Raw genomic sequence first — 25,709 nt, 5'->3', positions numbered from 1 at the left:
GACATGTCCGAACAAATTAAGATGCCCCAGCTCGGGGAAAGTGTAACGGAAGGAACCATAACAAAATGGCTTGTACAGCCGGGTGACCGGGTGGATAAATATGATCCTATTGCCGATGTGACAACGGATAAAGTAAACGCAGAGGTGCCCTCTTCGTTCTCAGGCATTATCGGGGAACTTGTGGCCGGCGAAGATGAGACGGTCCAGGTGGGAGAGTTAATCTGTTATATTGAAACGCAGGAAAAAACGGATCAGAATCAGAGCCGGAAAGAAGACGGGCATGAACCAGATCAACATGCCCGGCCGGAAGAGTCGGAACAAAAAGGGGACCACTCGATGAAAACGCGATATTCTCCTGCCGTTATGCGTCTTGCACAGGAGCATAATATTGATCTGGCGTCGATGGAAGGATCGGGGCGGGGAGGAAGAATCACCCGTAAAGATGTGGAAAAGACAATTGCTTCTGCCCCCGTTTCCGAAAAACAGGAAGAAGAAGCTGCCCGTTACCCAACGTATAAGAAAAAGCCGCAGGAGGAAATGGAAGTATTGTCGGAAGACAAAGAGATACCTCTCAGTCAGATGAGAAAAGCCATCGCTTCCAATATGGTAAAAAGCAAGGAAGAAATACCCCACGCCTGGACGATGGTGGAAGTCGATGTATCCAATATTGTCACGTACCGGGACCGCATTAAAGATGACTTCAAAGAAAAAGAAGGGTTTTCACTTACTTTTATGCCTTTCTTCATGAAAGCCATTGTAGAAACCCTGAAGGAATTTCCAGAAGTCAATTCGGTCTGGGGCGGGGATAAGATTATCCATAAAAAAGACATCAATATCTCCATTGCGGTGGCAGCGGAAGATTCATTGTATGTCCCTGTAATCAAAAATGCTGATGAAAAAAGTATCAAAGGACTCGGCAAAGAAGTGTATTCCCTTGCTAAAAAAGCCCGGCTCGGCCAGCTGCAGGAAGAGGAGATGCAGGGAGGAACATTTACGATCAATAACACGGGATCATTTGGTTCGGTACAGTCGATGCCGATCGTAAATCATCCTCAGGCAGCTATTCTCTCGATTGAATCCATCATTAAAAAACCAGTCGTTGTGCAGGAGGATATGGTGGCGATCCGGAGCATGGTGAACCTTTGTCTTTCCCTTGACCACCGTATCCTTGACGGTTTGATCTGCGGCCGTTTTCTTGCCCGCGTGAAGGAGAAACTGGAAGGCTTTAATGCGGATAAAGAACATATCTATTAACAGGTATCCGGCCGGACCGGGGCTCAAGTTTCATCGCTTGTACCGTACGGCATGTATCGGCTACAATGAAAGGGAAACAATCCAGGAAAGAAAGGATGAAACACATGGATTTTAATTTCTATGTCAATGATATTGTAGGTCCGGCAAGACAGGAAATGGAAGATGCCGGCTATACTCCGCTCGGTACACCGGAGGAAGTGGAGGATACCCTGTCACAGGAGGGAACCACCCTGGTCATGGTCAATTCCGTGTGCGGTTGTGCCGGCGGTATCGCCCGTCCTGCCGCGGCATACATGAAAAACTATGCAAAGCAGCCGGATCGTTTTGTGACTGTATTTGCAGGACAGGATAAAGAAGCAACGGATGCAGCGAGATCGTATTTCACCGGATATGCACCTTCCTCCCCTTCTTTTGCCCTGCTCAAAGACGGTGAGATCAAGCGTATGGTGGAGCGTCATGAAATTGAGGGCCATGAGCCGATTGAAGTGGTGCAGGAACTGGAGAAAGCGTTCGAAGAACATTGTTAATATGGGTAGAAAAGGAGCTCTCGTGAAAAGGGCTCCTTTTCTTATGCCGATACCACCAGTTATCTTGCTATTTGGAGCCTGAATATGGTAATATAAAATCTGTCTCGAAAATACATAAAGGGCGGACGAATGATGGACGAATTATACCGGAAGATTCAAGAGTATCTGAATATGGACACGGAGATCAGCTTTGAAGAATTCCGTGATTATTATCAGAATGTCATCGATTATCTGGATCACAGACAGGTGGACCCCGACGAATCAGAAATCTGGAAGTCACTGTTTGTAGTGGAAAGCGTCATGTCCAATGCAGAGAATCGGGCAAAATCCGTAAAGAAAACCGCCGAACGGAAGAAATACAAAAAAATGGGGGAACGGACAAAGCTGTATGCCCAGCACTTCACCATGAAACTGAATCAGCTGGGATATTCCCAGGATGAAATTGAGCAGCGTTTTGATACAATGCTTGAAGAGGAAAAAAACGAAAATAAGGAGGCTTAACGCCGGGGAGCCTCCAGTAAGAATTCTTTTTCTTCTTGACGACAACATTCATATTCGATACAATATAACATGTCTTCATTTTAGGGGATAACCCATGCGCCTATGGTGAAATGGATATCACGCGAGATTCCGGTTCTCGTATTCCAGGTTCGAATCCTGGTAGGCGCGCCACCATGATGTTAATATAGGATAAGATACTGCACATGGATCATGTGTAGTTTTTTTATCTACATACTACGACACAAGATATAAGTAAAGGAGTTCCTATGACGGGATGGAAGATAGGATACCGTACGGTAAAAACCTCCATCGGTGCCGCTTTATCCATTTTTATTGCACAGCTTCTGGATTTGGACTTCTACGTTTCGGCTGGTATTATCACCGTGTTGTGCATTTCTGTAACGAAAAAAGAATCGGTCCGGGATTCCTGGGAACGCCTTGTAGCCTGTCTAATCGGCATCATTTTTGCAGGGGTGGTATATGAAGGAATCGGCTATCATTTCGTGTCGGTGGCGGTACTGTTTCTTCTGTTCATCCCGACGGCGGTAGCGGCAGGGGTAAAACGGGGCGTTATCACCAGTGTCGTTATCATGCTCCATTTGTACACCCTGGAGAACATATCCCGGGCCATTATCTGGAACGAACTCCAGTTGATATGTATCGGTATAGGCATAGCTCTGATTATGAATCTCTATATGCCGAGCCGAGAAAACGATCTGACTTGGAAACAGGTCCGGGTGGAGGAATGTTTCCGTGATATATGGAGAGAGTACTCGGCTTATCTCCAATACGGTGACATCACTTGGGATGGCAGGGAAATTGCTGATGCTGCTGCGTTGATTGATGAAGGTAAAAGCATGGCTTTGAATAACATCGAAAATGATTTCATGCGGCACGATGATTATTTTTATCATTACTTTAAAATGCGTGAAAAGCAATTTGACGTCATCAAGCGGATCCTTCCCTTTATTTCCTCGCTCGACCGCACTGTTATACAAGGCAGAAAAATGGCTGTTTTTCTCCAGGAACTTAGTGAAGGAGTATCCCCGGGAAATACATCCGGCTACTTTCTGGAAAAACTGCATGCCTTAAAAAGAGAACTTCAGGACATGGAACTTCCTAAAACGAGAGAAGAATTTGAAGTCCGTTCTTCTCTATTTTATATACTGAATGAGCTTGAATCTTATCTTCTTGTCAAGAAGCGTTTTAAGCCGGATCCAAAACGCACCCGGGCAGTAACCGGGAAACGACTGCATAGAGATCGGAAAAAGAGGCACTCTACGTAAAAAAGCTCCCGTTACAGGCAGCTAAAAGGTGTGGCTGAGATGACAGGAGGACGCTTCTTTCTTATGCTGGCTGTTTTTTCCGTTTTATGGCCGCTGAACCCGGTGCCGGACGCCGGGGATCCTTATATTATTATTAATAAGGCAGCGAATAAACTGGCCTTTGTTCATGAAGGTACCATCCAGAAGCAGTATCCGGTGGCTACCGGAAAAAAAGAAGAGCTGACGCCGGAAGGAGAATTTACGATCATTGTCAAAGCCGTACGTCCTTATTACCGCAGACTTGATATAAAAGGAGGAGATCCTGAGAATCCGCTTGGAAGCAGGTGGATCGGGTTTGATGCGGAACGTACGAATGGACGGGTATACGGCATTCATGGAACGAACCGGCCGGCATCGATAGGGAAGTATGTATCGAACGGATGTGTACGCATGAAGAATGAAGATGTTAATGAATTGTTTGAAAAGGTGGAGAACGGCGTGAAAGTCTGGATAGAAAGCAGTCCGGAGTCGATGGAGACCATCGCAGAAAAGCGGGGCATTCTTCACGACCGGAAGCCTTTTTATCTACAGGAAGACTTAAACAGACAGTGAAAAGTAAAGGGGATACAGAAGGCAGAGGTCCGTTTGACGGGCCTCTGCCCATTGTCAGCCTCTATTAAAAAAAGGTGGCTGCGCCGGTGAGCACGGTGCCGACTACTAATGTTATGATCATAATGTAGATGATGATCTTTTGAAATTTCTTAGGCAATGATCTATCCCTCCATATTTAAGCTCTTTTCTCGTATTGTACTTGTCCGCCACGTAAACCTCAAGCTTTAATCCATTGGAATAAATCACCGCTACAGGAGATGAACGTAATGATAAATGAAGACAGACTCGTAAATGAATTGATGGAGCTGGTTCAGATTGATTCGGAGACCGGCAGCGAACAGAAAATTGCCAGGCATTTAAAAGATGCATTCGAAACATTGGGATGTACAGTTGAAGAAGATGATGCCGCAGAGATAACAGGTCATGGAGCGGGGAACCTGATATGTACATGGCCGTCACACGAAGAGTGCGAAAGCGTGGATACGATCTATTTCACAAGCCATATGGACACTGTTACTCCCGGTGTAAACATTCAGCCTAAACAGGAAAACGGCTGGATTACCAGTGACGGCACCACTATCCTTGGGGCGGATGATAAAGCGGGTATTGCTGCCATGCTGGAATCCATCCGATCCATAAAAGAAGAAAAAATCCCTCATGGAACGGTGCAGTTTGTTCTCACTGTTGGAGAAGAATCCGGATTAGCGGGGGCCAGGGCCCTTGACACTTCTCTATTGAAAGCTGCGTACGGTTATGCGCTGGATAGTGACGGAAGTGTCGGACATATCGTGACGAGCGCTCCCTATCAGAGTAAGCTTCATATGAAAGTTTACGGAAGAACGGCGCACGCTGGGCTCGCGCCGGAAAAGGGAATTTCGGCCATTACGGCGGCGGCCCGGGCTGTCAGCAGAATGCCGCTCGGCAGGATTGATGAAGAAACGACGGCTAATATCGGCCGGTTTCAGGGCGGGGGCCAGACGAATGTCGTTTGTGATGAAGTATCCATTGTCGCAGAAGCCCGTTCACTCTCTGAAGAAAAGCTGAATACCCAGGTGGAAAACATGAAGCAAGCGGTGGAAGAAACGGCAGAAAACATGGGAACAACGGCGGAAGTAGACATAACGAAGATGTACAGCGGTTATACATTACAAAAGGAAGACCCTGTTGTTGCTCTCGCATCAAAAGCAGCTGACACCATCCGTCTGAAACCTGAATTTCTTCAGAGCGGAGGAGGAAGTGATGCCAATATCATCAGTGGGTACGGCATTCCCACAGTCAATCTTGCCGTCGGGTATGAACAGATACACACCACCCATGAAAAAATCCAGGTCTCTGAATTAAATGCCCTTGCTGAACTGGTAAAAACCATTATAGGACAGGCTGCTGTATCAAACAGGCAATAGTTGTTCCTTTTTATGGTAAAGGAATACTGGTATAATACAAGTAGCATGTTGTTAGAGGAGAGACCAAAATGGATCGAATGCAGTGGAACTATCACAGCTACTTAAATCTATTCCGTGGTATTTTGAAAGTAATGGAGGAAGACTGGCAGAAGAATGCTAATGACCTGGGTATCACTCAGGCCGAGCAGCATATTTTGTGGATTATTTATATGGAAGGCCGGGCCGCCATGTCCGAGGTAGCTGCGATCGGCTTGTGGGATCTATCGACAGTAATGCAGATTATAAAACGGTTAAGAGAAAAAAAACTCATTAAAATAGAAAAAAATGAATCGGATCTGCGTGTGTCCTATGTCTCGTTGACAGAAGAAGGGGAAGAGCTCCGAAAAACATCTTCGTACAAACACCATCGTCTGTTTGACTTTCTTCAGGAGTATGAGGGTCAGGGTTCGGAAAACAGAGCGAAGCTGGAAGATTTTCATTCCTTTTTAAAAGAAGCGAACCTGTATTTCCACGGCAGGGAATTCGTTGATTGGGTGGGAAAGACAACCACATAACGTGAAACGCTGCCGCCGTCCGGCGGAAGAGGGGCTGGATATGGAAAAAGGAAACTGGAACGGCAGGATCATATTTCATGTGGATATGAACAGCTTCTATGCCAGTGTAGAGCGAAATCATAATCCCTCTCTGCGGGGAAAACCGCTGGCTATTGCGGGCAACCCGAGGGAACGGAGGGGCATCGTTGTGACCGCCAGTTATGAAGCAAGGGAATACGGAGTTAAAACGACCATGCCTGTGTGGGAAGCTTTAAAAAAATGTCCGGGACTTCTGCTTAGAAAACCGGATTTTGATAAGTACAGAAAAGCGTCGGCACAAATGTTTGAGCTTCTGGAAGAGTACACAGATGTGGTGGAGCCGGTTTCGATTGATGAAGGGTATATGGATGTGACAAGTGTATATAAAAAAAGAGATGTCATGGGACTTGCATCCGAAATCCAAAACCGTCTGGAACGGGAGCTGGGACTGCCTGCAAGCATCGGCATAGCCCCAAACCGATTTCTCGCTAAAATGGCGAGTGACATGAAAAAACCGCTCGGTATTACTGTATTGAGAAAAAGGGATCTGCCGGGAAAACTGTGGCCGCTCCCGATTGAAAAAATGCACGGGGTAGGGAGCAAAACTGCTGAAAAAATGAGACGGATGCAGATTACTACGATCGAAGAACTCGCACGTTTTCCCAAAGACTCTCTGAAAGAACGATTTGGTGTAAATGGCGGAAAGCTTCATGAACGAGCCAATGGTATTGATCCGCGCGGAGTTGATCCTGAAGCTGCCAATGAAGTGAAAAGTGTCGGAACATCCACGACGACCTCCTATGACGTCACACAAAAACAGGAACTGCTCGATATATTGAGCGAATTATCGGAAAAAGTCGAAGAACGCATGAAACGAAAAAATGTCTGTTCCAGCAATCTGCAGCTGACTATCCGCTATAAAGACAGGCATACGATCACAAGAAGCAGACAGCTGGAAAATCCGTTATGGAAAAAAGATGACATATACAGGGAAGCTTCCGCTCTTTTGGAAAAGTACTGGGATACAAATGCGGTCAGATTGCTTGGTATCACCGGTTTACATGTTATCCCGGCCGATCAGGCCTATAAACAGCTGGATTTGTTCAATTACCAGCGGGATTTACAGGACCAGCAGCTTCAGAACACGATGTCCCGCCTTGAGAAAAAATTCGGTCAGGATATTGTTACAACAGGACGCGCACAGATAGGAAAAGGTGAAAACAAATAGTCCCGGAGAAGCGAAATGACAAGCTTTTTCGGGATTTTTAGTGCCAAGGTATGATAAAAAAACTATTGGTGTCCTCCGATATTAGAAGAAGAGAAAGTAAACGGGGTGAAAGGATGCACGTAAATACATATCCAGCGGCCGGTCAAGGAAGGACGTCCCCGGACAGTATGAAGGAAGGGGGAGTCTACCGCGGGCGCGTTCTCGAACGTAATAATGGGGGCCGTGCGCTTCTGGACTTTCAGGGGACGAAAGTGAACGCATCTTTTGAAGGCGGGATGCCGGGGAAAAATCAAATCGCTTTTCAGGTAACAAGCAATAAAGAGGGAGCGCTTCAGGTACGTGCTTTACAGGAGGAAAGAGGTGGAAGTACCGCCTCCATCCAGACCTCGGGTATTTTAAAGAAAGTAGGAATCCGGCAGCCTTCCGAAGGCATGACAAAAGCTGCTTCCATTATGCTGCAGTCCGGATCGGCTTTGACAAAAGATACCGCAGCATCCGTGGAACGGTTTATGGATCAGGCGCCGGGAACCCGCGAACAAAAATTAAACACGATAAAAGCGGCTGCCGGAAAAAACATTGAAATGACAAACGACAACTTACAGCGGGTTCATGAAGGATTGCACAACAGACAGACGGCAGCTATGGTAAACGAATGGACATCATCGTCTCCAGAAGATGGTACCGACCGGGAAACAGCAAAAATAGTCCAGCGGGCGCTGCAGGCAGCATCTGGTTCGGAAAAAGCGGGCATACGTGAAACCGCGGCAGAGATACAGCAAAAGCTGCAGCAGGGGGGCTCCTTAAAAGAAGCTGTGCAGGCAGTGAAAAACCGCCTGCTTCATCACCCGGATCTTTCACGCGAAGCTGCATCGTCCTTGGAAAAAGCTGTGAAAGAAGCGGAATTCCTGTCGGGAACCGGAAAAGATCGACTGTTACAGGCTCTGCAGCAGGCGCTGACAGGGAAAAGGGATCAATCTGTTCATCCGGAACAGCTGTTTCAACAGTTACAACGGGTTGCTGTGATGCCGTCAGGCGCTGATAATCAAGCTCTTCAGCAGCTGCTGCAGCAGACCGGAATATCAGGAGAGGAAGCAGAGCGTGCCACGAAACTTACCGGACAGATGGTGCAGCTTGAGGAATCAGCAAAAAACCGGGTCATGCAGAGTATGAATCAGCTGGTGGAAAGTTCAGCAGTGAAGAATACATCAGCAGGTCCGCCATCTTATCTTCAGAATATGCAGGAAACGGTTCCGGAAGAGAATAGAGCTCGGAAAACGACTCCTCAGCAGGGTGCTGCTGGTGATGCGGGTGCAAAACAGTCATCTGTCCCATTTGAAACGAAACCAATGCTCGAAACAACCATTACAAACAGAATGATAAAGATAACAGAGGAATTTCAACAGATACAGCAGAATACAGTGAAACAGCTTGAACAAACCGGGAAAATACTGGAACAGAACCGGCAGAATGCACCCCAGGCAAAACAGGTGCTGGAAGCGGCGATTCATAAACTGGATCGTTCCATTCTGCGGAGTGATTTTACGCTATTTACAGACATGAAAACAGAACGGGCCATGATGCAGGCGAGCAGCCGGCTGGCTGAAGCAAAGCAGCTGCTGTCCAGCGGAAAGACTCAGGCAGCATGGAAGGTTGTAGACGAAGTCAGGCAGTCCGTTGAATCGATGGAACTGAAAGCTTCGGAGCAGAAGGTTAAGCAGATGATTACCCGGGAAGAAACAGCTGCCCGTAACCGAAGCGTACAGACAGCCCTGCAGCAGACGGCGGAACAGGCACGTGCAGCCGCACAGGAACCTTCACCGCGTCAGGTTTTCGAACTCATCCGCTCGCTTGGCTTAAACCGTGAAAGTGAGATCGGCCGGATGTTGACGACATCCGGCGGGCAGCAGCAGAATCACACAGGGGCCGGACAACTGAATGTGAAAGAAGCCATGCTACAGCTTTTAAAACATGAAAATGAAGGTACCGCCCTGCAGCAGAAATCCAGCCAAAACCTATCCAATCTGACGGGTCAGCAGCTGATGAGTAAAACCGATCACGGAAACAACATGCAGCAGCTGCTGTTTAATCTGCCGGTGCCTGTGAAGGAAAACATGGAGGACCTTCAGGTGTATATACAGTCCCGCCAGGAAGAAGGAGAGATGGACTGGGAGAACTGTAATCTTTATTTTCTTATTGAGACACCATCTCTAGGGGAAACAGGAATCATGATGAATGCCTCTGACAGGCAGCTTTCCATCACATTGAAAAACGATGACCCTCATTTTGAGGAAACTATGAAACCGCTTGTGGAACAGACGACAGAATCCATGAAGGAACTCGGGTATAACATACAAGACATTCAGTATCAGCCGATGTCGCCATCCGGTGATAATCAGGATCCACCGGCAGCAGAGGAAGATATAGAGGAACAGACCGGTTCAATACTTCCTTTTGATACGATGAAAGGGTTCGATTATAAGATATGATGTACAGCGGTTATTTCAATCACAAACAGCAAAAGCAGCAGAATGGTCCTACTGCTGCGGTAATTAAATATGAGGAAGGTGAGACACCACGCGTCACGGCCCGCGGTTCAGGGGATGCGGCACGGCATATTCTTTCTCTCGCAGAAGAAAATGATATTTATCTGCAGGAAGATCCCGGGCTTCTGGAAAGTCTGCTGGACATGGACCTTGGCGAAAACGTGCCGCCGCAGTTGTATTCTGTTATCGCGGAAATTCTGCTGTTAATTGAAGAAATGGAGAAAAAATATTAAGAACCATTTTGCCATCTCCTGTCAACAGATGTTGAACGTATGATAAAATAATGGAAAAACGTCATAGAAGGTCGTGAAACACATGGATATCCAAAAAATTATGCAGACAGGGACGGCTCCCCCTTCCAAAAAGACGAAAGAGGCTCCTCAGCCTGGAGTCCAGTTTTCAGAAGTGATGAATCAACGACGCAGTGAAAAGGCTTATGAGCGTTTCACGAAAATGATCCAGGACATCGATGATCAGGGAAAAGCATTGGCTGAGTCCCGAACGGTGGAAGAGCTAAAAAAATATAAAAAGCTGGTCAAGGATTTTATGGAATCTGTGGAACAAGGGATTCACCTGGAAGAAAAACACGGATTCAACCGGCGCGGGCGGACCAAAGTCTATAAAATTGTGGAGGAAGTCGACCAGAAGCTGATAGATTTAACGGATGCGGTGATGGATCAACAAAAATCGAGTATTGATATACTGGACAAAGTCGGAGAGATAAAAGGACTGCTCGTGAACATGTATGTGTAGGAGTCCGGTGGAAAGAAAAAGGATGAACGGCGTTTTCGATGTTTCCCTCTGCCGGGAACCGGATACGCTTTTTTAATGGGCTTTTATGGAAAGACGGAACCGGTTTGAGGTTGCATGGCCGCCTGGATGCGTTATAATAGTCAAAAACGAGGTGCCCTAGAAGATGAGTGTAAACGTATTATTTTTATGTCTTGGCAATATATGCCGGTCTCCCATGGCTGAGGCTGTATTTCGTGAAAAAGTGAAAAAGGCAGGGCTGGAACATGCAATACAGGTTGATTCTGCCGGCCTAGGCCACTGGCATATAGGAAAACCCCCGCACGAAGGAACAAGGCAGGTGCTGCGCCGGCAAGGGCTTTCAACGGAGAACATGAAAGCGAGACAACTGACGAAAGAAGATCCCGCTTCGTTCGACTATGTGATAGCTATGGACGATGAGAATATGGAAGCTCTTTCCAGAGAGACGGACGCCTATACCGGAAAAATACTGGATTTTCATCCGGAGATTCCCGGCGGAGATGTACCGGATCCTTATCTGACCGGCAGATTTGATGAAGTGTTTGACTTAATACATACCAGTTCCGGCGGGTTGCTGGAATGGATTCGAAAGCGTGAAGATCTATGATGGATTCGATGCAGAAAGCCCTCGATGCCGCAGGGGTGAAGATGAAAATAAAAAACGTCCGGCAGCTTTCCGGCGGTAGTATCAGTAATGCCTATCTAGTCCGGACAGAAAATGCCGATTACTTTATGAAATGGCATGAAGATGCACCGGTTGATTTTTTCCGCCAGGAAGCGCGGGGTCTTCAGTTTCTACAGGAAGCCGGAGCACTTCCTGTACCGGAAGTTCATACGTGGGATAAACATTTTATTGTAATGGATGCTGTACAGGGGAATCCCTCTTCGGGAACGGAAGAAGCCCTGGGGCGGGGTATTGCTTCGCTGCACGCAGTGGAAGGTTCCGTTTTTGGACTCGAGGAGGACAACTTTATCGGCGAACTGCCCCAGACGAACGGCTGGGAAGAATCATGGCTGCCCTTCCTGAGAGATAAACGCCTTCTTCCTCAGATTGAGCTTGCCCGCTCGCTCGGACGTCTGCCAGCAGGACGGTCAAAGAAGGCGTATCGTCTTTTGGATCATCTGAATGAGTGGATTCCGGATCATACGCGGCCGGTGAAACTGCATGGGGATTTATGGAGCGGAAACTGGCTGCCCGGTGAACATGGCTGTCCTTATTTTATTGACCCGGCAGTATGGTATGGGGATGCTGAATTTGAACTGGCTTTTGCCCAGCTTTTCGGAGGGTTCTCCGATACTGTCTACCGGGCTTATGAGGAACGGCATCCGCTTGATCCTTTGTTTGAAGAACGAAAACCAATCTATCAGCTGTATTACCTCCTCGTTCACCTTAATATTTTCGGGGAAAGCTACGGAGGAGCCGTAGACCGGGTGCTGCATAAATACACACGATCATGATGAATTGAATAAAAAAGCGGGTGCTCCCGCTTTTTTTATTTACAATTTTATGTTTTGTACACGTATTTCTTTCTTCAGCATACGATGCAAGGGATCCGACATGGGAAGAAAGGGGTTATATACATGTGTGGAATCACCGGCTGGCTCCGCTTTGATACTGATATGAGAAAGCATGAACGGGTACTGGAACAAATGACGAAAACGCTGCGATTCCGGGGGCCGGATGATGAACAGACGTATTTATCCGAACACATCGGCTTCGGACACACCCGCTTGATTGTGATAGATCCGGAAGGCGGCAGGCAGCCGATGGCTGAAGACATAAACGGCACCCGATTCGTCATCGTATACAATGGAGAACTATACAACACGGAGGACGTACGCCGGGAACTGAAAGCACGAGGCCATTCGTTTCATTCCCACTCGGACACAGCTGTTGTCCTGCATTCATACGCGGAGTGGGGATCTTCATGTGTAGAGCGGCTGAACGGAATTTTTGCTTTTGCTGTATGGGATGAAGCGGACGGAACGCTGTTTCTGGCAAGAGACCGGCTTGGTGTAAAACCATTGTTTTATACGGAGACGAAAAATGGATTTCTTTTCGGATCGGAAATAAAAGCACTGCTTGCTCATCCGGAAGTAGAGGCAGTCGTTGATGAACCCGGACTTTTAGAGTTGTTCAGCCTGGGACCTTCACGCACGCCGGGCTGTGGTATTTATAAGGACATTCATGAAGTGAAACCAGCGCATACGATGGCTGTTTCACGCCGCGGAAAAAAAATTGCCCGTTACTGGAATGTACGGAGCCACCCTCATCCTGACTCGATGGAGGATACAGCAGCGGCTGTGAGGCACTATCTGCAGCATGCTTCCCGCCGTCAGCTCGTTGCCGATAAACCAATCAGCACCTTTTTATCCGGGGGGCTTGATTCGAGTGCTTTAACCGCATTCGCCGCATCCCATCATAAAGAAGCGCTCCGGACCTTTTCGATTGATTATGAAGATAATGAAAAGTATTTTAAAGCAGATGCGTTTCAGCCGGACAGTGATAACTATTACATTAACCAAATGAAGGAAGCGTTCGGTACGACGCATCATTATGAAATACTGGCGGTCGATACACTGGCACAGAAATTGGAAGAATCTGTGTATGCCAGAGATCTGCCGGGAATGGCCGACATTGATTCTTCGCTGTTATGGTTTTGTGAAAGAATAAAAAAACATGCCACTGCGGCTTTATCCGGAGAATGCGCAGACGAAATATTCGGTGGTTATCCCTGGTTTTACAAAAAAGAACTGTTGAACCGGGATGGATTCCCGTGGATGGATTCTTTTTCTGAACGGCAGTCCCTGCTGCACCCGGACTGGAGAAAAAAGCTGGAGCTTAAAGAGCATGCTTACCGGCGTTACCAGGAAACCGTGCGTGAAACGCCGCTTTCCGGAGAAGAAAACGATAAGGAAAAAGCGCATAAGGAAATGGCCTGGCTGAATATGCAGTGGTTCATGCAGACTCTTCTGGAAAGAAAAGATCGTATGAGCATGCGGGCGGGGCTTGAAGTAAGAGTCCCTTTTGCCGATCATGATCTCGTACAGTATGTCTGGAATATACCGTCAGACTGGAAGAGGCTTGAAGGGAGGGAAAAAGGTATGCTGCGCAGTGCATTAAAAGACGTTCTTCCCGACGATGTATTATACCGCAAAAAAAATCCATATCCAAAAACCCATCATCCCCGTTACACCGAAATGATGACATCCAGGCTAAAAGAAGTGCTGGACGACAAAAATGCGCCCCTTCATGAATTGATCGATCCGGCCCAGCTTCAACAACTGGTATCCGGAAGCGGATCATCCTTTACCCGTCCCTGGTTCGGGCAGCTCATGCGGGGACCGCAGCTTCTTGCGTATTTCTGGCAGGTTAACACGTGGCTGAAAACCTATGATATAAAAATCAGGTAACACCGGTAAACGAAATAAGAGCAGAAACAAGAGGGGCCTTCGGGCCGCCTCTTTTTTTAAAGCAGAATATTGGACGTACGTTAAGGTAACGTGTATAAATGAACCGTTATGTATTGCCCTTTCTGTCTGTTCTGATATAAGATAAATACGTGGAAGGAAAAAGAAGGGGGTTACTCTGTGGAAAGAGGTGAGAACCCGTGTTAAAGAATTTATTAAGACGTAACGATTCCAAGACAGTTGCCATAACAGCCCCGGTTACCGGCACTTACATTGATCTGAAAGACGTGCCGGACCCCACATTTTCTGAAAAAATGATGGGAGACGGTTTTGCAGTGGAGCCGGAAGAGGGAAGACTCGTATCTCCGGTAAAAGGAAGGATTGTACAGGTATTTCCGACCATGCACGCCATTGGTATTAAATCCGAGGAAGGGCTGGACATCCTTATACATATTGGTCTGGAAACCGTCGCGATGCAGGGGGAAGGTTTTGACGTGTATGTCAAAGAAGGAGACAAGGTGAAATCGGGCGAACCACTTATTGATTTTTCTATTGACCGTGTGAGAGAGCAGGCAAAGAGTGCGGTTACCCCGCTCGTGCTGACCGAACAGTCTCAGATCTCTGCAATGGAGCGTATGGAAGTAACGAATGTGACTGCGGGCGAGACAGCAGTAATACATGTCACGTATAAATAAAACGACGTTGATTCCGGCGGGAGCTGGTATGACGAAAATGGAGAGTTCAAGATGATCGTGCAGAAAGTCTTAAACCATAACGCAGCAGTCGTTATGGATAATCAGGAGGAAAAAGTCGCAGTTGGGTCCGGTATCGCCTTTCAGAAAAAAAAGAATGATGCGGTTGATCCCGGAAAAGTCGAAAAACTTTTTGTCCTTTCCCGGGAGAACGATCCGGCATTTACCGACCTTCTTGAAAAAGCGGGCGAATGGGAAACCGGTATCATTCAGAACCTGATACACTGGATGGAAAAGCAGTTGGATATTCCGTTTGACAGTCATTCGTACGCCCTCTTGTTTGATCACTTCATTCATCTGCTGAAGCGTCTCGCTGAAGGCTCCCATATTGTTAATTACCTTCTGGAGGAAATCCAGACATTGTATCCGGAAGCATTCCGGACCGCCGAACTGGCAGCCGGGAAACTGGCTGCAGATACCGGATACTGGATTTCATATGATGAAATGGGTTTTTTAGCGCTGCACCTGTATGCGGCGGGCCGGAAAAAAGCCTCGCCCTCGGGGGTGCGGGAACATACAGAAATTATTAATAGAATGACTTCAGTGATGGAAACCTCGTTAAACACAATGTTTCCACGCCGGACCGTGGCTTACGAAGGATTGATCAGCCACCTGCATGTAGCGGTTAAAACAGCGGAACAGGCAGAAGAACTCACGAAAGCGCCTTCGGATATGGTGAACATGATGAAAAACAAGTATCCGGCTTCTTATGAGGCTGCCCGGAATGCGGTTACAGTCTTAAAAGAGGAAAAAGGACTGACAATCCCGGAAGATGAAAGTGTTTACATAGCGATGCATATTCAACGTCTGCTGAGCAGAAAAAGTATGTAGCAGCCCGTGCCCGGATAATCGGCAGCCGGCGTCCGGCGATAGTCAAAAAGGCTTTCATGTGCTATACTGAAGGCTATCATTTCACTTTTGTACCTAAGTGAAAACAGCACGTAAAGCGAGGGATGCAATGTGGTTTCTCATGTGAAACTGTATGATACAACACTGCGCGACGGCACGCAGGGGGAAGGAATCAGTCTGTCGGTCGACGATAAACTGAAAATTGCGGCGAAATTGGATCAGCTTGGGGTGAAATACATCGAAGGCGGCTGGCCCGGTAGCAATCCAAAGGATATGAATTTTTTTGAAGAAGCAAAAAATTTAACCCTTCAGTCGGCTGTGATCACAGCTTTTAGCAGTACGAGAAGGCCGGGGGTGGAAACCGGGCACGATCCCAACCTGCAGCGTATTCTGGAAAGCGGGGTGGAAGCTGCCGCTATATTCGGCAAAGCGTGGGATTTTCATGTCGAAACAGCACTGCAGACCTCTCTTGATGAAAATGTATCCATGATTTTCGATTCCGTTCGTTTTCTGAAAGAAAAAGGGATGGAAGTCATATTTGATGCGGAACATTTTTTTGACGGCTATAAACATAACCGTGACTATGCACTTCGGACTATTACCGCTGCAGAAGAAGCCGGTGCGGACTGTCTGGTGCTTTGTGACACGAACGGCGGATCCCTGCCTTCGGAGATTGCAGATATTCTAAAGGATGTGCAGGAGCATACAACGATTTCGACAGGAATTCACTGCCATAATGACAGCGAGCTTGCGGTGGCCAATACGCTGGAAGCCGTGAAAGCGGGAGCGGACCATGTGCAGGGGACCATCAACGGATATGGGGAACGCTGTGGAAATGCGAATCTTATTTCTATCATTCCCAATCTTCAGTTGAAAATGGGGATTCCGTGTCTCGAAGACGAAAAAATGCCCCAACTCACGGAAACAGCAGTGTACGTCCATGAGCTTGCCAACCAGACACCTCCGAACAGTCAGCCATTCACTGGTAAAAGCGCATTTGCCCATAAAGGCGGGATGCATGTAAACGCTGTGCTGAAACATCCGGAAACCTATGAGCATATTGAACCGGAGAAAATCGGAAATGAACGAAGGGTTCTCGTCTCCGAACTGTCGGGACAGAGCAATCTGCTGTTTAAGGCGGAAGAGCTTGGAATTCCGCTGGACAAAACTGACCCTGCCGTCAAAGACACCATTGAAAAAATGAAACAGATGGAACACAAAGGGTACCAGTATGAAGCGGCGGAAGCTTCGTTTGAACTGTTGATCCGAAACGGTCTTGGAGAAAATCATGATTATTTCCATCTTGATCACTTTAAGATCATAACCGAAAAACAGAAAGAAGGGGCGATCAGTACGGAAGCGCTCGTTAAAATGGATATACAGGGTGAAAATGTCATGACGGCTTCAGAAGGAAACGGCCCGGTCAATGCTCTGGATTATGCCCTCCGTAAAACGATAGGAGAATATTACCCGCTTGTGCACGAAATGTATCTGTCTGATTATAAAGTACGTGTTCTGGACGAGGCGGAAGCAACGGCATCGACTGTCAGAGTATTGATTGAGTCGTCGGACGGGAAGGAAACCTGGAGCACCATCGGGGTATCCGGAAACATCGTGGAAGCGAGCTGGCAGGCTCTCGTTGATAGTATCCGCTATTACTTCATGAAGCACTCCGACCGTCTGAAGAAGATGGAGACGCAGCCGCTGCATCCGGGTGCGGGAGTACAGAATCATTAACATGACAGGAAACCAGGTGGAGGCTGAAGAAGATGTCAAAAACAGATCAAGTGACGGATAACGGTTATTTTGGAGATTTTGGCGGACGTTATGTTCCCGAACAGCTGGAAAAGGTGTTAAACCGGCTGGATGACTATTTTCAGCGTTTCAAGAATGACCCGGAATTTCTGGAGGAGTATGCGTTTTATCTGAAAGAATATGTGGGCAGGCCGAACCCGCTTACCTATGCCGGGAGACTGACCGATAAACTGGGCGGGGCTGCCATCTATTTAAAAAGGGAAGACCTGAACCATACCGGTGCTCATAAGATCAATAATGTGCTCGGACAGATACTGCTCGCCCGTAAAATGGGGGCACACCGTGTCATTGCCGAAACCGGGGCTGGACAGCACGGAGTGGCAACAGCGACGGCCTGTGCGATGATGAATATGGACTGTGTCATATACATGGGACGAGAAGACTTACGGCGTCAGGAACTGAATGTATTCCGTATGGAGCTGCTTGGAGCGCAGGTCGTCGCGGTTGATAAAGGCGGCGGCCGGCTGAAGGATGCGGTGGACGAAGCGCTGCAGGATTTTGTGGAGCATTTTGAAACAACCTTTTATCTGCTCGGATCGGCTGTCGGCCCTCATCCTTATCCGGCAATGGTGCACCACTTTCAAGCAGTGATCAGTGAAGAATCCAGACAGCAGATTCTGGAGAAAGAAGGGCGTCTGCCCGACGTGGTGACGGCCTGTGTCGGGGGAGGAAGCAATGCGATCGGGGCTTTTTCTCATTATATTGACGAGGAAACCACACGCCTTATAGGAGTCGAACCGGTTGAAGCGGCAACGATGACGGAAGGACAGGCTGCCGTTCTTCACGGATTCCGCAGTCTCTGTCTGCAGGATAATGAAGGGAATCCTCTTCCGACAGAGTCGATTGCAGCCGGACTTGATTATCCAGGGGTAGGTCCCGAACACAGCATGCTTCAGACGAGTGGACGGGCTTCTTATGAAACCGTAACAAAGCAGGAAGTACTGGCGGCTTTTCAGGAACTTGCCCGGACAGAAGGAATTATACCGGCTCTTGAAAGTGCCCACGCCATTGCCTGGGTGATGAGAACTGCTCCATCCATGAACAAAGAAGAAGTTATTGTAGTAAACCTGTCCGGACGCGGAGACAAGGATGTAGCAGAAGCGAAAAGACTGCTGGAAGAATAATAATACACCCCGATGTAAAGATCCCGAATGGTTCAACCATTCGGGATCTTTCACCTTAAAGAGGGCGGCCGGCAGCTGTTTTTACACTTGTTTCTGTTATTTGACGGAAGCTGATGGAACCTGGTCGATTACGGTAATGGTAAGGACAGCGAGCAGAAAGCAGTACAAGGCAAAATAAAGCAGTCTGCCGTTATTCAGAAAATTGATCAGCCAGACGATGCCTATCCAGGAAGTGATGAAGGACGCCGTAAACGCTATTGTTAACGGGAGTACACCTAATGAAGCAATACCTCCCGCGGAAAGGTCTTCAAACGCTAGAACCGAAGAGCCTGCAATCACGGGAACGGACAGGAGGAACGAATATCGGACAGCGGTTCTTCGGTTCAGTCCGGCGTATAAAGCGGCGATCAAAGTGCTTCCGGAACGGGAGATTCCTGGACATACAGCCAACGTCTGAGCGAGACCGACAATAACGGCGTCCAGAAACGTCATTTCGGTTTCGGTACGTCGTCCCATGTCATGAACCCGCTCGATTAAAATGAGAAAAACACCGGTCAATGCCAGCGCTGCTGCGATAAAGCCCGGCGTCTTCATTGTTTCAGCGAAAGCATCTTCAAGATAGATCCCGAGCACACCGGTAATGATCGTTGCTGTTATAATATACAGTGCGAAGAAAAACTCGGCGCGGTCTTTATCCCGGCGCTTTGTTATGTAACGAAAGAAGGTTTTCGTTAACTGGACACAGTCTCTTCTGAAATAAAGCACCACGGCAATAATGGAACCGAGATGAAGGATCACCTCAAACGACAATCCGGAAAAAGTGTGCCCAAAGACAAATTGAGCAATAATGATATGGGCGGTGCTTGATATAGGAAGGAATTCAGAAATTCCCTGAACGATGCCGAAAATCAATGCTTCCAGAACACTCATAGATTCCACTCCTCATTGAGATTTCCTATCTTAATCCATTGTTAGTTTAGCAGACCAGAGTGAATCAGGGAAGATAAAATCGGCCTGTCCTGTGATCGTCAAATCTCAGTCACATTCCTATGATGGGAAACCGGAGGCAATGCTAGTAAAATAGAATAAAAAGAACTGCTATATTGTAGAAACGGAGGATATGGAATCCATGATGCAGCGAAAATATATCACCATGCTTGTGCTGGGAGTTTCAGCTCTGGCACTTGCCTACGTTTTATTTTCGAACATATCTGTTCAGAAGGTCGGGACAAGCATAGGGGATGCTGCTCCGCGTTTTGAACTGCCGATGTATAATGAAGAACAGGGGTCATTGACGGATTACGAAGGCGATGTCATTGTCTTAAATATGTGGGCTTCCTGGTGTGGGCCGTGCACAGAAGAGATACCGGCCTTGATGGAATTTCAGGAATCTTACAGAGACGAGGGGGTGACGGTTCTCACTGTGAACATGAATTCGTTTGAACGGAATCAGGAGGAACCGCGGGAGTTTGTTGATACCTATAATATGGACCGCTCTCCTGCGATGATTGATGAAAACGGGGAAGTAGCGGAGTTATACGATATCCAGCGGCTGCCGACAACCTACATCATCGGTCGCGGCCGTACGATAGTGGATAAAACAGTAGGTCCGCTGCGTGTCGAGGACCTGGAGGAACTTGTGAAAAGTGAATTGTGATATACGAGTGGAATGATTTCTGGAAAGAATAAGAAAGGAGGGGCGTACAGTAGTACGAGAGGTGATAGATCATGCATACAGCCATGACGGTCAGAGTGATACAGGTTCTGGAAAAAGCAGAAGGTTATCTCAAACTGAAAACAGATGGCGGGGCCGGCAAAGCCTATCTGTTTTTAACTTCCTTTCCGCCTGTAGCGGCAGGGGACTATGTTAAAGTGAATACGACAGCGGATACACTTCAGCTCGGCACCGGCGGGTGGGATGTTGTCATCTCAACCAACAGCACAAAGTACGTGGTGCCGGGGCCTGGTCACATCATGAAAGCCCGCTACACACCGTTTCAACATAGTGTGTTTTCGGTGGATGACCCGGATCATCCGGATCATAACATATTTCAGCAGTCGTTTTCTCTGGAGCATGTGCCCATCCTGCTGGCTGAGCTTCACAGCATGCTGCCGATTCTGCTGGGGGCGGTTCAAATGTCGGATGATGTTATAAAAGTCGGGGTGGTGCTGTCGGACGAAGCATCTCTTCCGGCGGGATTCAGCGATCATATGACGGAGTGGAAACGATGCACAAACATACATGTGGTCACTGCCGGGCAGGCCTACGGTGGAAATGAAGAAGCGGTCAATATGTTGAATGCCGTCCAGTGGCTGACGTTGAAAAAAAAGGTCGATCTTCTGGTTTTATCTATGGGCCCCGGAACGGTCGGTACGAATACGCCATACGGTTTCAGCGGGATCGCACAGGCTGAATGGGCCAATATGACCGGGTCTCTGAAAGGTGTCCCATTCTGGGTCCCCCGGCTTTCCTTTGAAACATCCAGAAAGCGTCACTACGGTATCAGCCATCATACGACCACTCCTCTCTATCTTTTTACGTACACCCGTTCGATACTGGTTCTTCCTGTGTTGGAGAAACAAAAACGTGTTCATGTGAAAAAGCAGTTGCACACGTTTGGGGAAAACACCCATGTTACCATAATGGAAGAGGACGTGGACAGCCAGCTGCAAACGTGGCTGGCATGGTATAAAAGGGAAAAAAGGAGACTCACTTCAATGGATACTGAAGTAACCAGCGATCCTGATTTTCTAAAAGGGGTGCTCGCACCGCTCGTCTATATTATGAAAAAACGGGAGGAACGTATTAATGGATTATGAAGAAAAAACGTTACATAAGGAATCGATTTATGAAGGAAAAATCATCGATGTCAGTGTTCATGATGTGAAGCTTCCGGATGGAAGCACAGGGAAGCGTGAAATTATAAATCACCCGGGAGCAGTTGCTGTCATCGCACTTTCTCCATCCGGAAAACTTATCATGGTTCGTCAATACAGGAAAGCATTGGAAAAAGAATTATTCGAAATCCCGGCCGGAAAGCTGGAACCCGGGGAAGAACCGGAAACATCCGCTTCCAGGGAAATGGAAGAAGAAACAGGATACAAAGCAGAAGATTTGAAAAAAATAGCTTCTTTCTACACTTCCCCGGGTTTTGCAGATGAAATCATTCATCTCTATGAAGCGGGCCGGGTCATGGAAGGGGAAACATCAACGGATGAGGATGAGTTCGTAGAACTTGTGGAAGTGACGTTGGAAGAAGCGGAGCAGCTGATAAAAGAGGAAAAAATTCATGATGCCAAAACAATGTATGCCGTGCAGCACGTAATGCTTAAACAGCGTTGAATAATAGAATCAGTAATAGAAGAGTCTCTTTGCTCATAAAGTGTACCATGTCCAAAAGGCAGGGAGGCTCTTTTTTCATGATAGAATCAATAAATGAATTTGCGCGTAGACATTGGCTTGAATACCGCTCATTATACTGGTTTTCTATCGTACTGTTGTTTATGGGGGTCATTTTCGGGGCGGTTCTTGTGAACAGTCTCGCCCTTGATCTTAAAAATGACCTGAATGGCTTCGTAAGTCAGTTTTTTTCCCGGTTTCGGGAAGGAACGGACATTTCCCCGCACCATATATTCATGCAGAGCCTAACACGTCATGCCGGCTATCTGATTCTCATGTGGGTGCTTGGCCTGTCGGTCGCCGGAGTACCGTTTATTCTCATTCTGCTTTTTTTAAAAGGAGTGGTTTCCGGATTTACAATCGGGTTTCTTGTACAGCAGATGGGCAGCGGCGGCTTTTTTTTGGCATTCACATCCATCCTGCCGCAGAATATAATAATCATACCTTCTTACATCATCATGGCAGTCGTCTCTATCAGTATTTCACTTAGTATCATTAAACACCTGTTTCAGGCAAATCGATCGGTGCATGTGCCCCGGGTTATAGCAAAATCAAGTGCTGCAGCTGCCTTTCTGCTCATCGGCATATGCGGTGCAGCAGTCGTGGAAGGATATTTGTCGCCGGTATTGATCAAGAGTATGCTGCATTGGATATCGTGATAATTAATATCATTTAATAATAATTATAAAATAATTTTTGTTATCATTATCATTTGACACCTTTCTCAATAGTCACTATAATTTATTATAGTTGATGTCAGGGGGAGGTTCATTATGGAACAGCGCATTGATCGTATCAAAAAACAGCTACATTCCCAAAGTTATAAACTTACCCCGCAGCGGGAAGCCACGGTCCGGGTGCTGCTTGAGAATGAAAAGGACCACCTAAGTGCCGAAGATGTCTATCTGCTGGTGAAAGAGAAAGCACCGGAAATCGGCCTTGCTACGGTATACCGTACCCTGGAGCTTCTCAATGAGCTTGAAGTTGTCGATAAAATCAATTTCGGTGACGGGGTGTCAAGATACGACCTGCGAAAAGAAGGGGCAGATCATTTTCACCATCACCTTGTTTGTATTGAATGCGGCACGGTCGATGAAATTCAGGAAGACCTTCTCGGGGACGTGGAAAAAGTTGTAGAAGCCAACTGGGATTTTAAAATCAAGGATCACCGCCTTACATTTCACGGTGTCTGCCACCGCTGTCGGGAAGAAGAGAACAGCGGATCGGAACATAAAAGTAAAGAAATGAACAAGGCATAATAAAAACCTTTTCGATCGGAAAAGGTTTTTATTTTTTTATGTATAATCTTTCTTTTTTCAGGGAGGATGTTTTATAAGATTAAAAGAAAGGAAGATGACAAATGAGGAAAACGTTGGCAAATATAGTGGAGACATTTAAAATATTTATTGTGTTCAGCGCGTGCCTTCTGGCTTTTTACTATGGTATTCTATGGTTAAGTGATACGTATGAAGGAGATGACCGGCTCCGCAAAACAGAAACGGATGCCAGGCAGGTGCAGGCCGGTGAAATGTCTTCATCGGATGCTCTCCAGAAAAAGGACGGGACCGCAGTTGAAAACGGAACTACTCGATTTTATTCATTACTGTCAGGTGGAGAAGGGTCTGGCTGATAATACGCTCCGCTCCTATGAACGAGATATCGGACGCTATATAGAGTTTCTACAGGATAATAATATTACGGAGGTACAGAGTATTGAACGCTCCTGGATTGTTTCCTTTCTTTACCAACTGAAGGAAAACGGGCGTTCATCATCAACGATTGCAAGAACGATATCTTCGATCCGCGCTTTTCACCAGTTTCTGCTCCGGGATCAGCGAACCGTAAAAGACCCTTCCGAGCTTATAGAAATTCCTAAAAATGAAAAGAAGCTTCCGGATGTATTATCCGCAAAGGAAATAGAATCGTTATTAACTGCTGCTGCAGGAACGACCTCTTTTGCGAAACGAAACAAAGCAATGCTGGAATTAATGTATGCGACAGGTCTCCGAGTCAGTGAGCTGTGCAGCCTCAAAACCGGGGATATTCACCTTCAGATGGGTTTTGTCCACTGCCTTGGAAAAGGAAATAAAGAACGAATTATTCCACTCGGAAAAGCCGCTGCCGACGCTGTCGAAGAATACGTACAAAAGGCGCGTCCGACCTTGATGAAAAAGAAAAGACACGAGGTGCTTTTCGTCAATCATCATGGCAGTCAGCTCTCAAGACAGGGATTCTGGAAAATATTGAAGACTGCGGCGGCGGAAGCGGGGATACAGAAATCACTGACGCCGCACACTCTTCGTCATTCGTTTGCCACGCATCTGCTTGAAAATGGTGCAGATTTGAGGGCTGTACAGGAAATGCTCGGACACGCGGATATTTCCGCTACACAGATTTATACCCATGTGTCGAGCCATAAACTGAAAGATGTATATCTGCATTATCACCCAAGAGCATAATAAGAAAAAGAAGGGAGAGGTCATATGACACCGAAAACGTTTCAACGGATTTTTTTAATTGTCATGGATTCTGTCGGCATCGGGGAAGCCCCTGATGCAGAAGATTATAATGATGCCGGGGCAGATACAGTCGGTCATATTGCCCGGCATAGGGATGGATTGAACATGCCGGTAATGGAAAGACTCGGCTTTGGGAAGATCAAGGAAACAGAAGGTATTGAACCGGTGGAAAACCCGGAAGCCTATTACGGGGTGATGGAGGAAGCATCCAACAGCAAAGACACGATGACCGGCCATTGGGAAATGATGGGCCTTCATATAACAGAACCGTTCCGCACCTTTCCGGATGGCTTTCCCGATGATTTAACGAGAAAGCTGGAAGAGGCATCCGGGAGAGATATTATTGGAAACAAGGTAGCTTCCGGAACAGAAATCATTAAAGAGCTGGGGCGCGAACATATGGACACCGGTGCTCTGATCGTATACACCTCCGCGGATTCTGTCCTGCAGATTGCGGCACATGAAGAAATCGTGCCCGTGGAGGAACTTCACCGGATTTGCAAAAAGGCAAGAGAACTTACATACGAGGCGCCTTATATGATAGGTAGAGTAATAGCAAGGCCGTTTGTCGGCCAACCGGGTTCATTTGAAAGGACATCCAACCGTCACGATTATGCGTTGAAACCATTCGGGCGTACGGTGATGAATGAATTGAAAGATGCCGGTTTTGACAGTATAGCGATCGGCAAGATCAGCGACATCTATGATGGAGAGGGAATTACAAAAACGATAAGGACAGAATCGAATGAAGATGGAATGGATAAAGTAACGCAGTCGGCAAAAGAGGGTTTTCATGGGATATCCTTTTTAAATCTCGTCGATTTTGATGCGAAATTCGGGCACCGCCGGGATCCTGATGGATACGGGAATGTGCTGGAAGAGTTTGATAACCGTCTTCCGGAACTGCTGGAAGAACTCCATGAGGATGATCTTCTCCTGATTACCGCGGATCATGGTAATGACCCTGTTCACCATGGTACGGATCATACCAGAGAGATCGTACCGCTTCTTGCCTGGTCGAAACGATTTGAAAAAGGCTCTGATCTTGGGCGGCGGAAAACATTTGCAGATATCGGTGCTTCGATTGCAGCCAACTTTGGGCTGACCATGCCGGAACATGGAACCAGTTTTTTAGATCAACTACATGATAAAGGGTGAGCGCG

General features: G+C 47.2%; 28 protein-coding genes and 1 tRNA gene. 27 read left to right on the top strand and 2 right to left on the bottom strand.

Annotated features, from left to right (window positions below):
- Positions 1–3 precede the first annotated feature (3 nt).
- The 6 genes from ACW9JV_RS10385 (at position 4) to ACW9JV_RS10360 (ending at position 4,159) form a co-directional block, all read left to right on the top strand.
- On the top strand, positions 4–1,254 hold the full coding sequence (locus ACW9JV_RS10385) for a dihydrolipoamide acetyltransferase family protein (RefSeq protein ID WP_457333968.1): 1,251 nt from the start codon (positions 4–6) through the stop codon (positions 1,252–1,254).
- Between the two features lie 104 nt (positions 1,255–1,358).
- Positions 1,359–1,781: a BrxA/BrxB family bacilliredoxin gene (locus ACW9JV_RS10380; RefSeq protein WP_457334706.1), complete on the top strand. Its 423-nt coding sequence runs from the start codon at positions 1,359–1,361 to the stop codon at positions 1,779–1,781.
- 129 nt (positions 1,782–1,910) lie between these two features.
- Positions 1,911–2,282: a hypothetical protein gene (locus ACW9JV_RS10375; RefSeq protein ID WP_457333966.1), complete on the top strand. Its 372-nt coding sequence runs from the start codon at positions 1,911–1,913 to the stop codon at positions 2,280–2,282.
- Positions 2,283–2,378: 96 nt separating this feature from the next.
- Positions 2,379–2,453, top strand: a tRNA-Arg gene (locus tag ACW9JV_RS10370).
- A gap of 95 nt (positions 2,454–2,548) precedes the next feature.
- Positions 2,549–3,568, top strand: a complete 1,020-nt coding sequence (locus ACW9JV_RS10365) for an aromatic acid exporter family protein (RefSeq protein ID WP_457333964.1) — start codon at positions 2,549–2,551, stop codon at positions 3,566–3,568.
- 39 nt (positions 3,569–3,607) lie between these two features.
- Positions 3,608–4,159, top strand: coding sequence for a L,D-transpeptidase (locus ACW9JV_RS10360; protein ID WP_457333962.1), 552 nt, complete (start codon positions 3,608–3,610; stop codon positions 4,157–4,159).
- 64 nt (positions 4,160–4,223) lie between these two features.
- Here the strand turns inward: ACW9JV_RS10360 and prli42 are convergent, their stop codons facing one another.
- Positions 4,224–4,316 carry a stressosome-associated protein Prli42 gene (gene prli42 / locus ACW9JV_RS10355; RefSeq protein WP_457333960.1) on the bottom strand — a complete coding sequence of 31 codons (93 nt, stop codon included), beginning with the start codon at positions 4,314–4,316 and terminating at the stop codon, positions 4,224–4,226.
- Between the two features lie 109 nt (positions 4,317–4,425).
- Here prli42 and ACW9JV_RS10350 point away from each other — a divergent pair, with 109 nt between their 5' ends.
- The 13 genes from ACW9JV_RS10350 (at position 4,426) to trpB (ending at position 18,627) form a co-directional block, all read left to right on the top strand.
- On the top strand, positions 4,426–5,562 hold the full coding sequence (locus tag ACW9JV_RS10350; RefSeq protein WP_457333958.1) for a M20/M25/M40 family metallo-hydrolase: 1,137 nt from the start codon (positions 4,426–4,428) through the stop codon (positions 5,560–5,562).
- Positions 5,563–5,630: 68 nt separating this feature from the next.
- Entirely contained in the window at positions 5,631–6,116 is a 486-nt protein-coding gene (locus ACW9JV_RS10345) for a transcriptional regulator, SarA/Rot family (protein ID WP_457333956.1), read from the top strand.
- A gap of 40 nt (positions 6,117–6,156) precedes the next feature.
- On the top strand, positions 6,157–7,362 hold the full coding sequence (locus ACW9JV_RS10340; protein WP_457334704.1) for a DNA polymerase IV: 1,206 nt from the start codon (positions 6,157–6,159) through the stop codon (positions 7,360–7,362).
- Positions 7,363–7,475: 113 nt separating this feature from the next.
- Positions 7,476–9,848 carry a hypothetical protein gene (locus ACW9JV_RS10335; protein ID WP_457333954.1) on the top strand — a complete coding sequence of 791 codons (2,373 nt, stop codon included), beginning with the start codon at positions 7,476–7,478 and terminating at the stop codon, positions 9,846–9,848.
- Positions 9,845–10,138 carry an EscU/YscU/HrcU family type III secretion system export apparatus switch protein gene (locus ACW9JV_RS10330; RefSeq protein WP_457333952.1) on the top strand — a complete coding sequence of 98 codons (294 nt, stop codon included), beginning with the start codon at positions 9,845–9,847 and terminating at the stop codon, positions 10,136–10,138. Before ACW9JV_RS10335 ends, ACW9JV_RS10330 begins: the two co-directional genes overlap by 4 nt.
- A gap of 82 nt (positions 10,139–10,220) precedes the next feature.
- Positions 10,221–10,658 (top strand): YaaR family protein, encoded by a 438-nt coding sequence (locus ACW9JV_RS10325; RefSeq protein ID WP_457333950.1) that lies wholly within the window; start codon positions 10,221–10,223, stop codon positions 10,656–10,658.
- 163 nt (positions 10,659–10,821) lie between these two features.
- Positions 10,822–11,283, top strand: a complete 462-nt coding sequence (locus tag ACW9JV_RS10320; protein WP_457333948.1) for a low molecular weight protein-tyrosine-phosphatase — start codon at positions 10,822–10,824, stop codon at positions 11,281–11,283.
- Positions 11,280–12,134 (top strand): fructosamine kinase family protein, encoded by an 855-nt coding sequence (locus tag ACW9JV_RS10315; RefSeq protein WP_457333946.1) that lies wholly within the window; start codon positions 11,280–11,282, stop codon positions 12,132–12,134. Before ACW9JV_RS10320 ends, ACW9JV_RS10315 begins: the two co-directional genes overlap by 4 nt.
- Before the next feature lie 123 nt (positions 12,135–12,257).
- Positions 12,258–14,090: an asparagine synthase (glutamine-hydrolyzing) gene (asnB, locus tag ACW9JV_RS10310; protein WP_457333944.1), complete on the top strand. Its 1,833-nt coding sequence runs from the start codon at positions 12,258–12,260 to the stop codon at positions 14,088–14,090.
- A 197-nt stretch (positions 14,091–14,287) separates the two neighbouring features.
- On the top strand, positions 14,288–14,782 hold the full coding sequence (locus ACW9JV_RS10305) for a PTS sugar transporter subunit IIA (RefSeq protein ID WP_457333942.1): 495 nt from the start codon (positions 14,288–14,290) through the stop codon (positions 14,780–14,782).
- A gap of 51 nt (positions 14,783–14,833) precedes the next feature.
- Positions 14,834–15,670: a PRD domain-containing protein gene (locus ACW9JV_RS10300; protein ID WP_457333940.1), complete on the top strand. Its 837-nt coding sequence runs from the start codon at positions 14,834–14,836 to the stop codon at positions 15,668–15,670.
- Between the two features lie 129 nt (positions 15,671–15,799).
- Positions 15,800–17,425 carry a citramalate synthase gene (gene cimA, locus ACW9JV_RS10295; RefSeq protein ID WP_457333938.1) on the top strand — a complete coding sequence of 542 codons (1,626 nt, stop codon included), beginning with the start codon at positions 15,800–15,802 and terminating at the stop codon, positions 17,423–17,425.
- 32 nt (positions 17,426–17,457) lie between these two features.
- Entirely contained in the window at positions 17,458–18,627 is a 1,170-nt protein-coding gene (trpB, locus tag ACW9JV_RS10290; RefSeq protein ID WP_457333936.1) for a tryptophan synthase subunit beta, read from the top strand.
- Between the two features lie 96 nt (positions 18,628–18,723).
- Here the strand turns inward: trpB and uppP are convergent, their stop codons facing one another.
- Entirely contained in the window at positions 18,724–19,557 is an 834-nt protein-coding gene (gene uppP, locus ACW9JV_RS10285) for an undecaprenyl-diphosphatase UppP (protein WP_457333934.1), read from the bottom strand.
- 199 nt (positions 19,558–19,756) lie between these two features.
- On the opposite strand from uppP, the gene ACW9JV_RS10280 reads away from it, so the two are divergent.
- From ACW9JV_RS10280 to deoB, 8 genes are all read left to right on the top strand, one after another.
- On the top strand, positions 19,757–20,284 hold the full coding sequence (locus ACW9JV_RS10280; RefSeq protein WP_457333932.1) for a TlpA family protein disulfide reductase: 528 nt from the start codon (positions 19,757–19,759) through the stop codon (positions 20,282–20,284).
- A gap of 71 nt (positions 20,285–20,355) precedes the next feature.
- Positions 20,356–21,447, top strand: coding sequence for a DUF3866 family protein (locus tag ACW9JV_RS10275; RefSeq protein ID WP_457333930.1), 1,092 nt, complete (start codon positions 20,356–20,358; stop codon positions 21,445–21,447).
- Positions 21,437–21,970, top strand: a complete 534-nt coding sequence (locus ACW9JV_RS10270) for an NUDIX hydrolase (protein ID WP_457333928.1) — start codon at positions 21,437–21,439, stop codon at positions 21,968–21,970. The genes ACW9JV_RS10275 and ACW9JV_RS10270 overlap by 11 nt, the downstream gene beginning before the upstream one ends.
- 77 nt (positions 21,971–22,047) lie before the next feature.
- Positions 22,048–22,686, top strand: coding sequence for a stage II sporulation protein M (spoIIM, locus tag ACW9JV_RS10265; RefSeq protein WP_457333926.1), 639 nt, complete (start codon positions 22,048–22,050; stop codon positions 22,684–22,686).
- A gap of 114 nt (positions 22,687–22,800) precedes the next feature.
- Positions 22,801–23,286 carry a ferric iron uptake transcriptional regulator gene (gene fur / locus ACW9JV_RS10260; RefSeq protein WP_457333924.1) on the top strand — a complete coding sequence of 162 codons (486 nt, stop codon included), beginning with the start codon at positions 22,801–22,803 and terminating at the stop codon, positions 23,284–23,286.
- A gap of 101 nt (positions 23,287–23,387) precedes the next feature.
- The gene (locus tag ACW9JV_RS10255) at positions 23,388–23,657 is read left to right on the top strand and encodes a DUF4227 family protein (RefSeq protein WP_457333923.1); all 270 of its coding nucleotides are present in this window, start codon (positions 23,388–23,390) and stop codon (positions 23,655–23,657) included.
- Entirely contained in the window at positions 23,599–24,486 is an 888-nt protein-coding gene (gene xerD / locus ACW9JV_RS10250; RefSeq protein ID WP_457333921.1) for a site-specific tyrosine recombinase XerD, read from the top strand. The genes ACW9JV_RS10255 and xerD overlap by 59 nt, the downstream gene beginning before the upstream one ends.
- A 24-nt stretch (positions 24,487–24,510) precedes the next feature.
- Complete coding sequence (deoB, locus tag ACW9JV_RS10245) at positions 24,511–25,704, top strand: phosphopentomutase (protein WP_457333919.1); 1,194 nt, start codon at positions 24,511–24,513, stop codon at positions 25,702–25,704.
- Positions 25,705–25,709: the final 5 nt, after the last annotated feature.

This window comes from Salibacterium sp. K-3, from assembly GCF_054052005.1.
This window is presented reverse-complemented; position numbering and strand designations above follow the sequence as displayed.

What these genes read in the sequence shown, in the direction of transcription:
- ACW9JV_RS10385 (WP_457333968.1), top strand. Translation starts at nt 4, where the DNA reads ATGTCCGAACAAATTAAGATGCCCCAGCTCGGGGAAAGTGTAACGGAA.
- ACW9JV_RS10380 (WP_457334706.1), top strand. Translation starts at nt 1,359, where the DNA reads ATGGATTTTAATTTCTATGTCAATGATATTGTAGGTCCGGCAAGACAG.
- ACW9JV_RS10375 (WP_457333966.1), top strand. Translation starts at nt 1,911, where the DNA reads ATGATGGACGAATTATACCGGAAGATTCAAGAGTATCTGAATATGGAC.
- ACW9JV_RS10365 (WP_457333964.1), top strand. Translation starts at nt 2,549, where the DNA reads ATGACGGGATGGAAGATAGGATACCGTACGGTAAAAACCTCCATCGGT.
- ACW9JV_RS10360 (WP_457333962.1), top strand. Translation starts at nt 3,608, where the DNA reads ATGACAGGAGGACGCTTCTTTCTTATGCTGGCTGTTTTTTCCGTTTTA.
- ACW9JV_RS10350 (WP_457333958.1), top strand. Translation starts at nt 4,426, where the DNA reads ATGATAAATGAAGACAGACTCGTAAATGAATTGATGGAGCTGGTTCAG.
- ACW9JV_RS10345 (WP_457333956.1), top strand. Translation starts at nt 5,631, where the DNA reads ATGGATCGAATGCAGTGGAACTATCACAGCTACTTAAATCTATTCCGT.
- ACW9JV_RS10340 (WP_457334704.1), top strand. Translation starts at nt 6,157, where the DNA reads ATGGAAAAAGGAAACTGGAACGGCAGGATCATATTTCATGTGGATATG.
- ACW9JV_RS10335 (WP_457333954.1), top strand. Translation starts at nt 7,476, where the DNA reads ATGCACGTAAATACATATCCAGCGGCCGGTCAAGGAAGGACGTCCCCG.
- ACW9JV_RS10330 (WP_457333952.1), top strand. Translation starts at nt 9,845, where the DNA reads ATGATGTACAGCGGTTATTTCAATCACAAACAGCAAAAGCAGCAGAAT.
- ACW9JV_RS10325 (WP_457333950.1), top strand. Translation starts at nt 10,221, where the DNA reads ATGGATATCCAAAAAATTATGCAGACAGGGACGGCTCCCCCTTCCAAA.
- ACW9JV_RS10320 (WP_457333948.1), top strand. Translation starts at nt 10,822, where the DNA reads ATGAGTGTAAACGTATTATTTTTATGTCTTGGCAATATATGCCGGTCT.
- ACW9JV_RS10315 (WP_457333946.1), top strand. Translation starts at nt 11,280, where the DNA reads ATGATGGATTCGATGCAGAAAGCCCTCGATGCCGCAGGGGTGAAGATG.
- asnB (WP_457333944.1), top strand. Translation starts at nt 12,258, where the DNA reads ATGTGTGGAATCACCGGCTGGCTCCGCTTTGATACTGATATGAGAAAG.
- ACW9JV_RS10300 (WP_457333940.1), top strand. Translation starts at nt 14,834, where the DNA reads ATGATCGTGCAGAAAGTCTTAAACCATAACGCAGCAGTCGTTATGGAT.
- trpB (WP_457333936.1), top strand. Translation starts at nt 17,458, where the DNA reads ATGTCAAAAACAGATCAAGTGACGGATAACGGTTATTTTGGAGATTTT.
- uppP (WP_457333934.1), bottom strand. Translation starts at nt 19,557, where the DNA reads ATGAGTGTTCTGGAAGCATTGATTTTCGGCATCGTTCAGGGAATTTCT.
- ACW9JV_RS10280 (WP_457333932.1), top strand. Translation starts at nt 19,757, where the DNA reads ATGATGCAGCGAAAATATATCACCATGCTTGTGCTGGGAGTTTCAGCT.
- ACW9JV_RS10275 (WP_457333930.1), top strand. Translation starts at nt 20,356, where the DNA reads ATGCATACAGCCATGACGGTCAGAGTGATACAGGTTCTGGAAAAAGCA.
- ACW9JV_RS10270 (WP_457333928.1), top strand. Translation starts at nt 21,437, where the DNA reads ATGGATTATGAAGAAAAAACGTTACATAAGGAATCGATTTATGAAGGA.
- spoIIM (WP_457333926.1), top strand. Translation starts at nt 22,048, where the DNA reads ATGATAGAATCAATAAATGAATTTGCGCGTAGACATTGGCTTGAATAC.
- fur (WP_457333924.1), top strand. Translation starts at nt 22,801, where the DNA reads ATGGAACAGCGCATTGATCGTATCAAAAAACAGCTACATTCCCAAAGT.
- ACW9JV_RS10255 (WP_457333923.1), top strand. Translation starts at nt 23,388, where the DNA reads ATGAGGAAAACGTTGGCAAATATAGTGGAGACATTTAAAATATTTATT.
- deoB (WP_457333919.1), top strand. Translation starts at nt 24,511, where the DNA reads ATGACACCGAAAACGTTTCAACGGATTTTTTTAATTGTCATGGATTCT.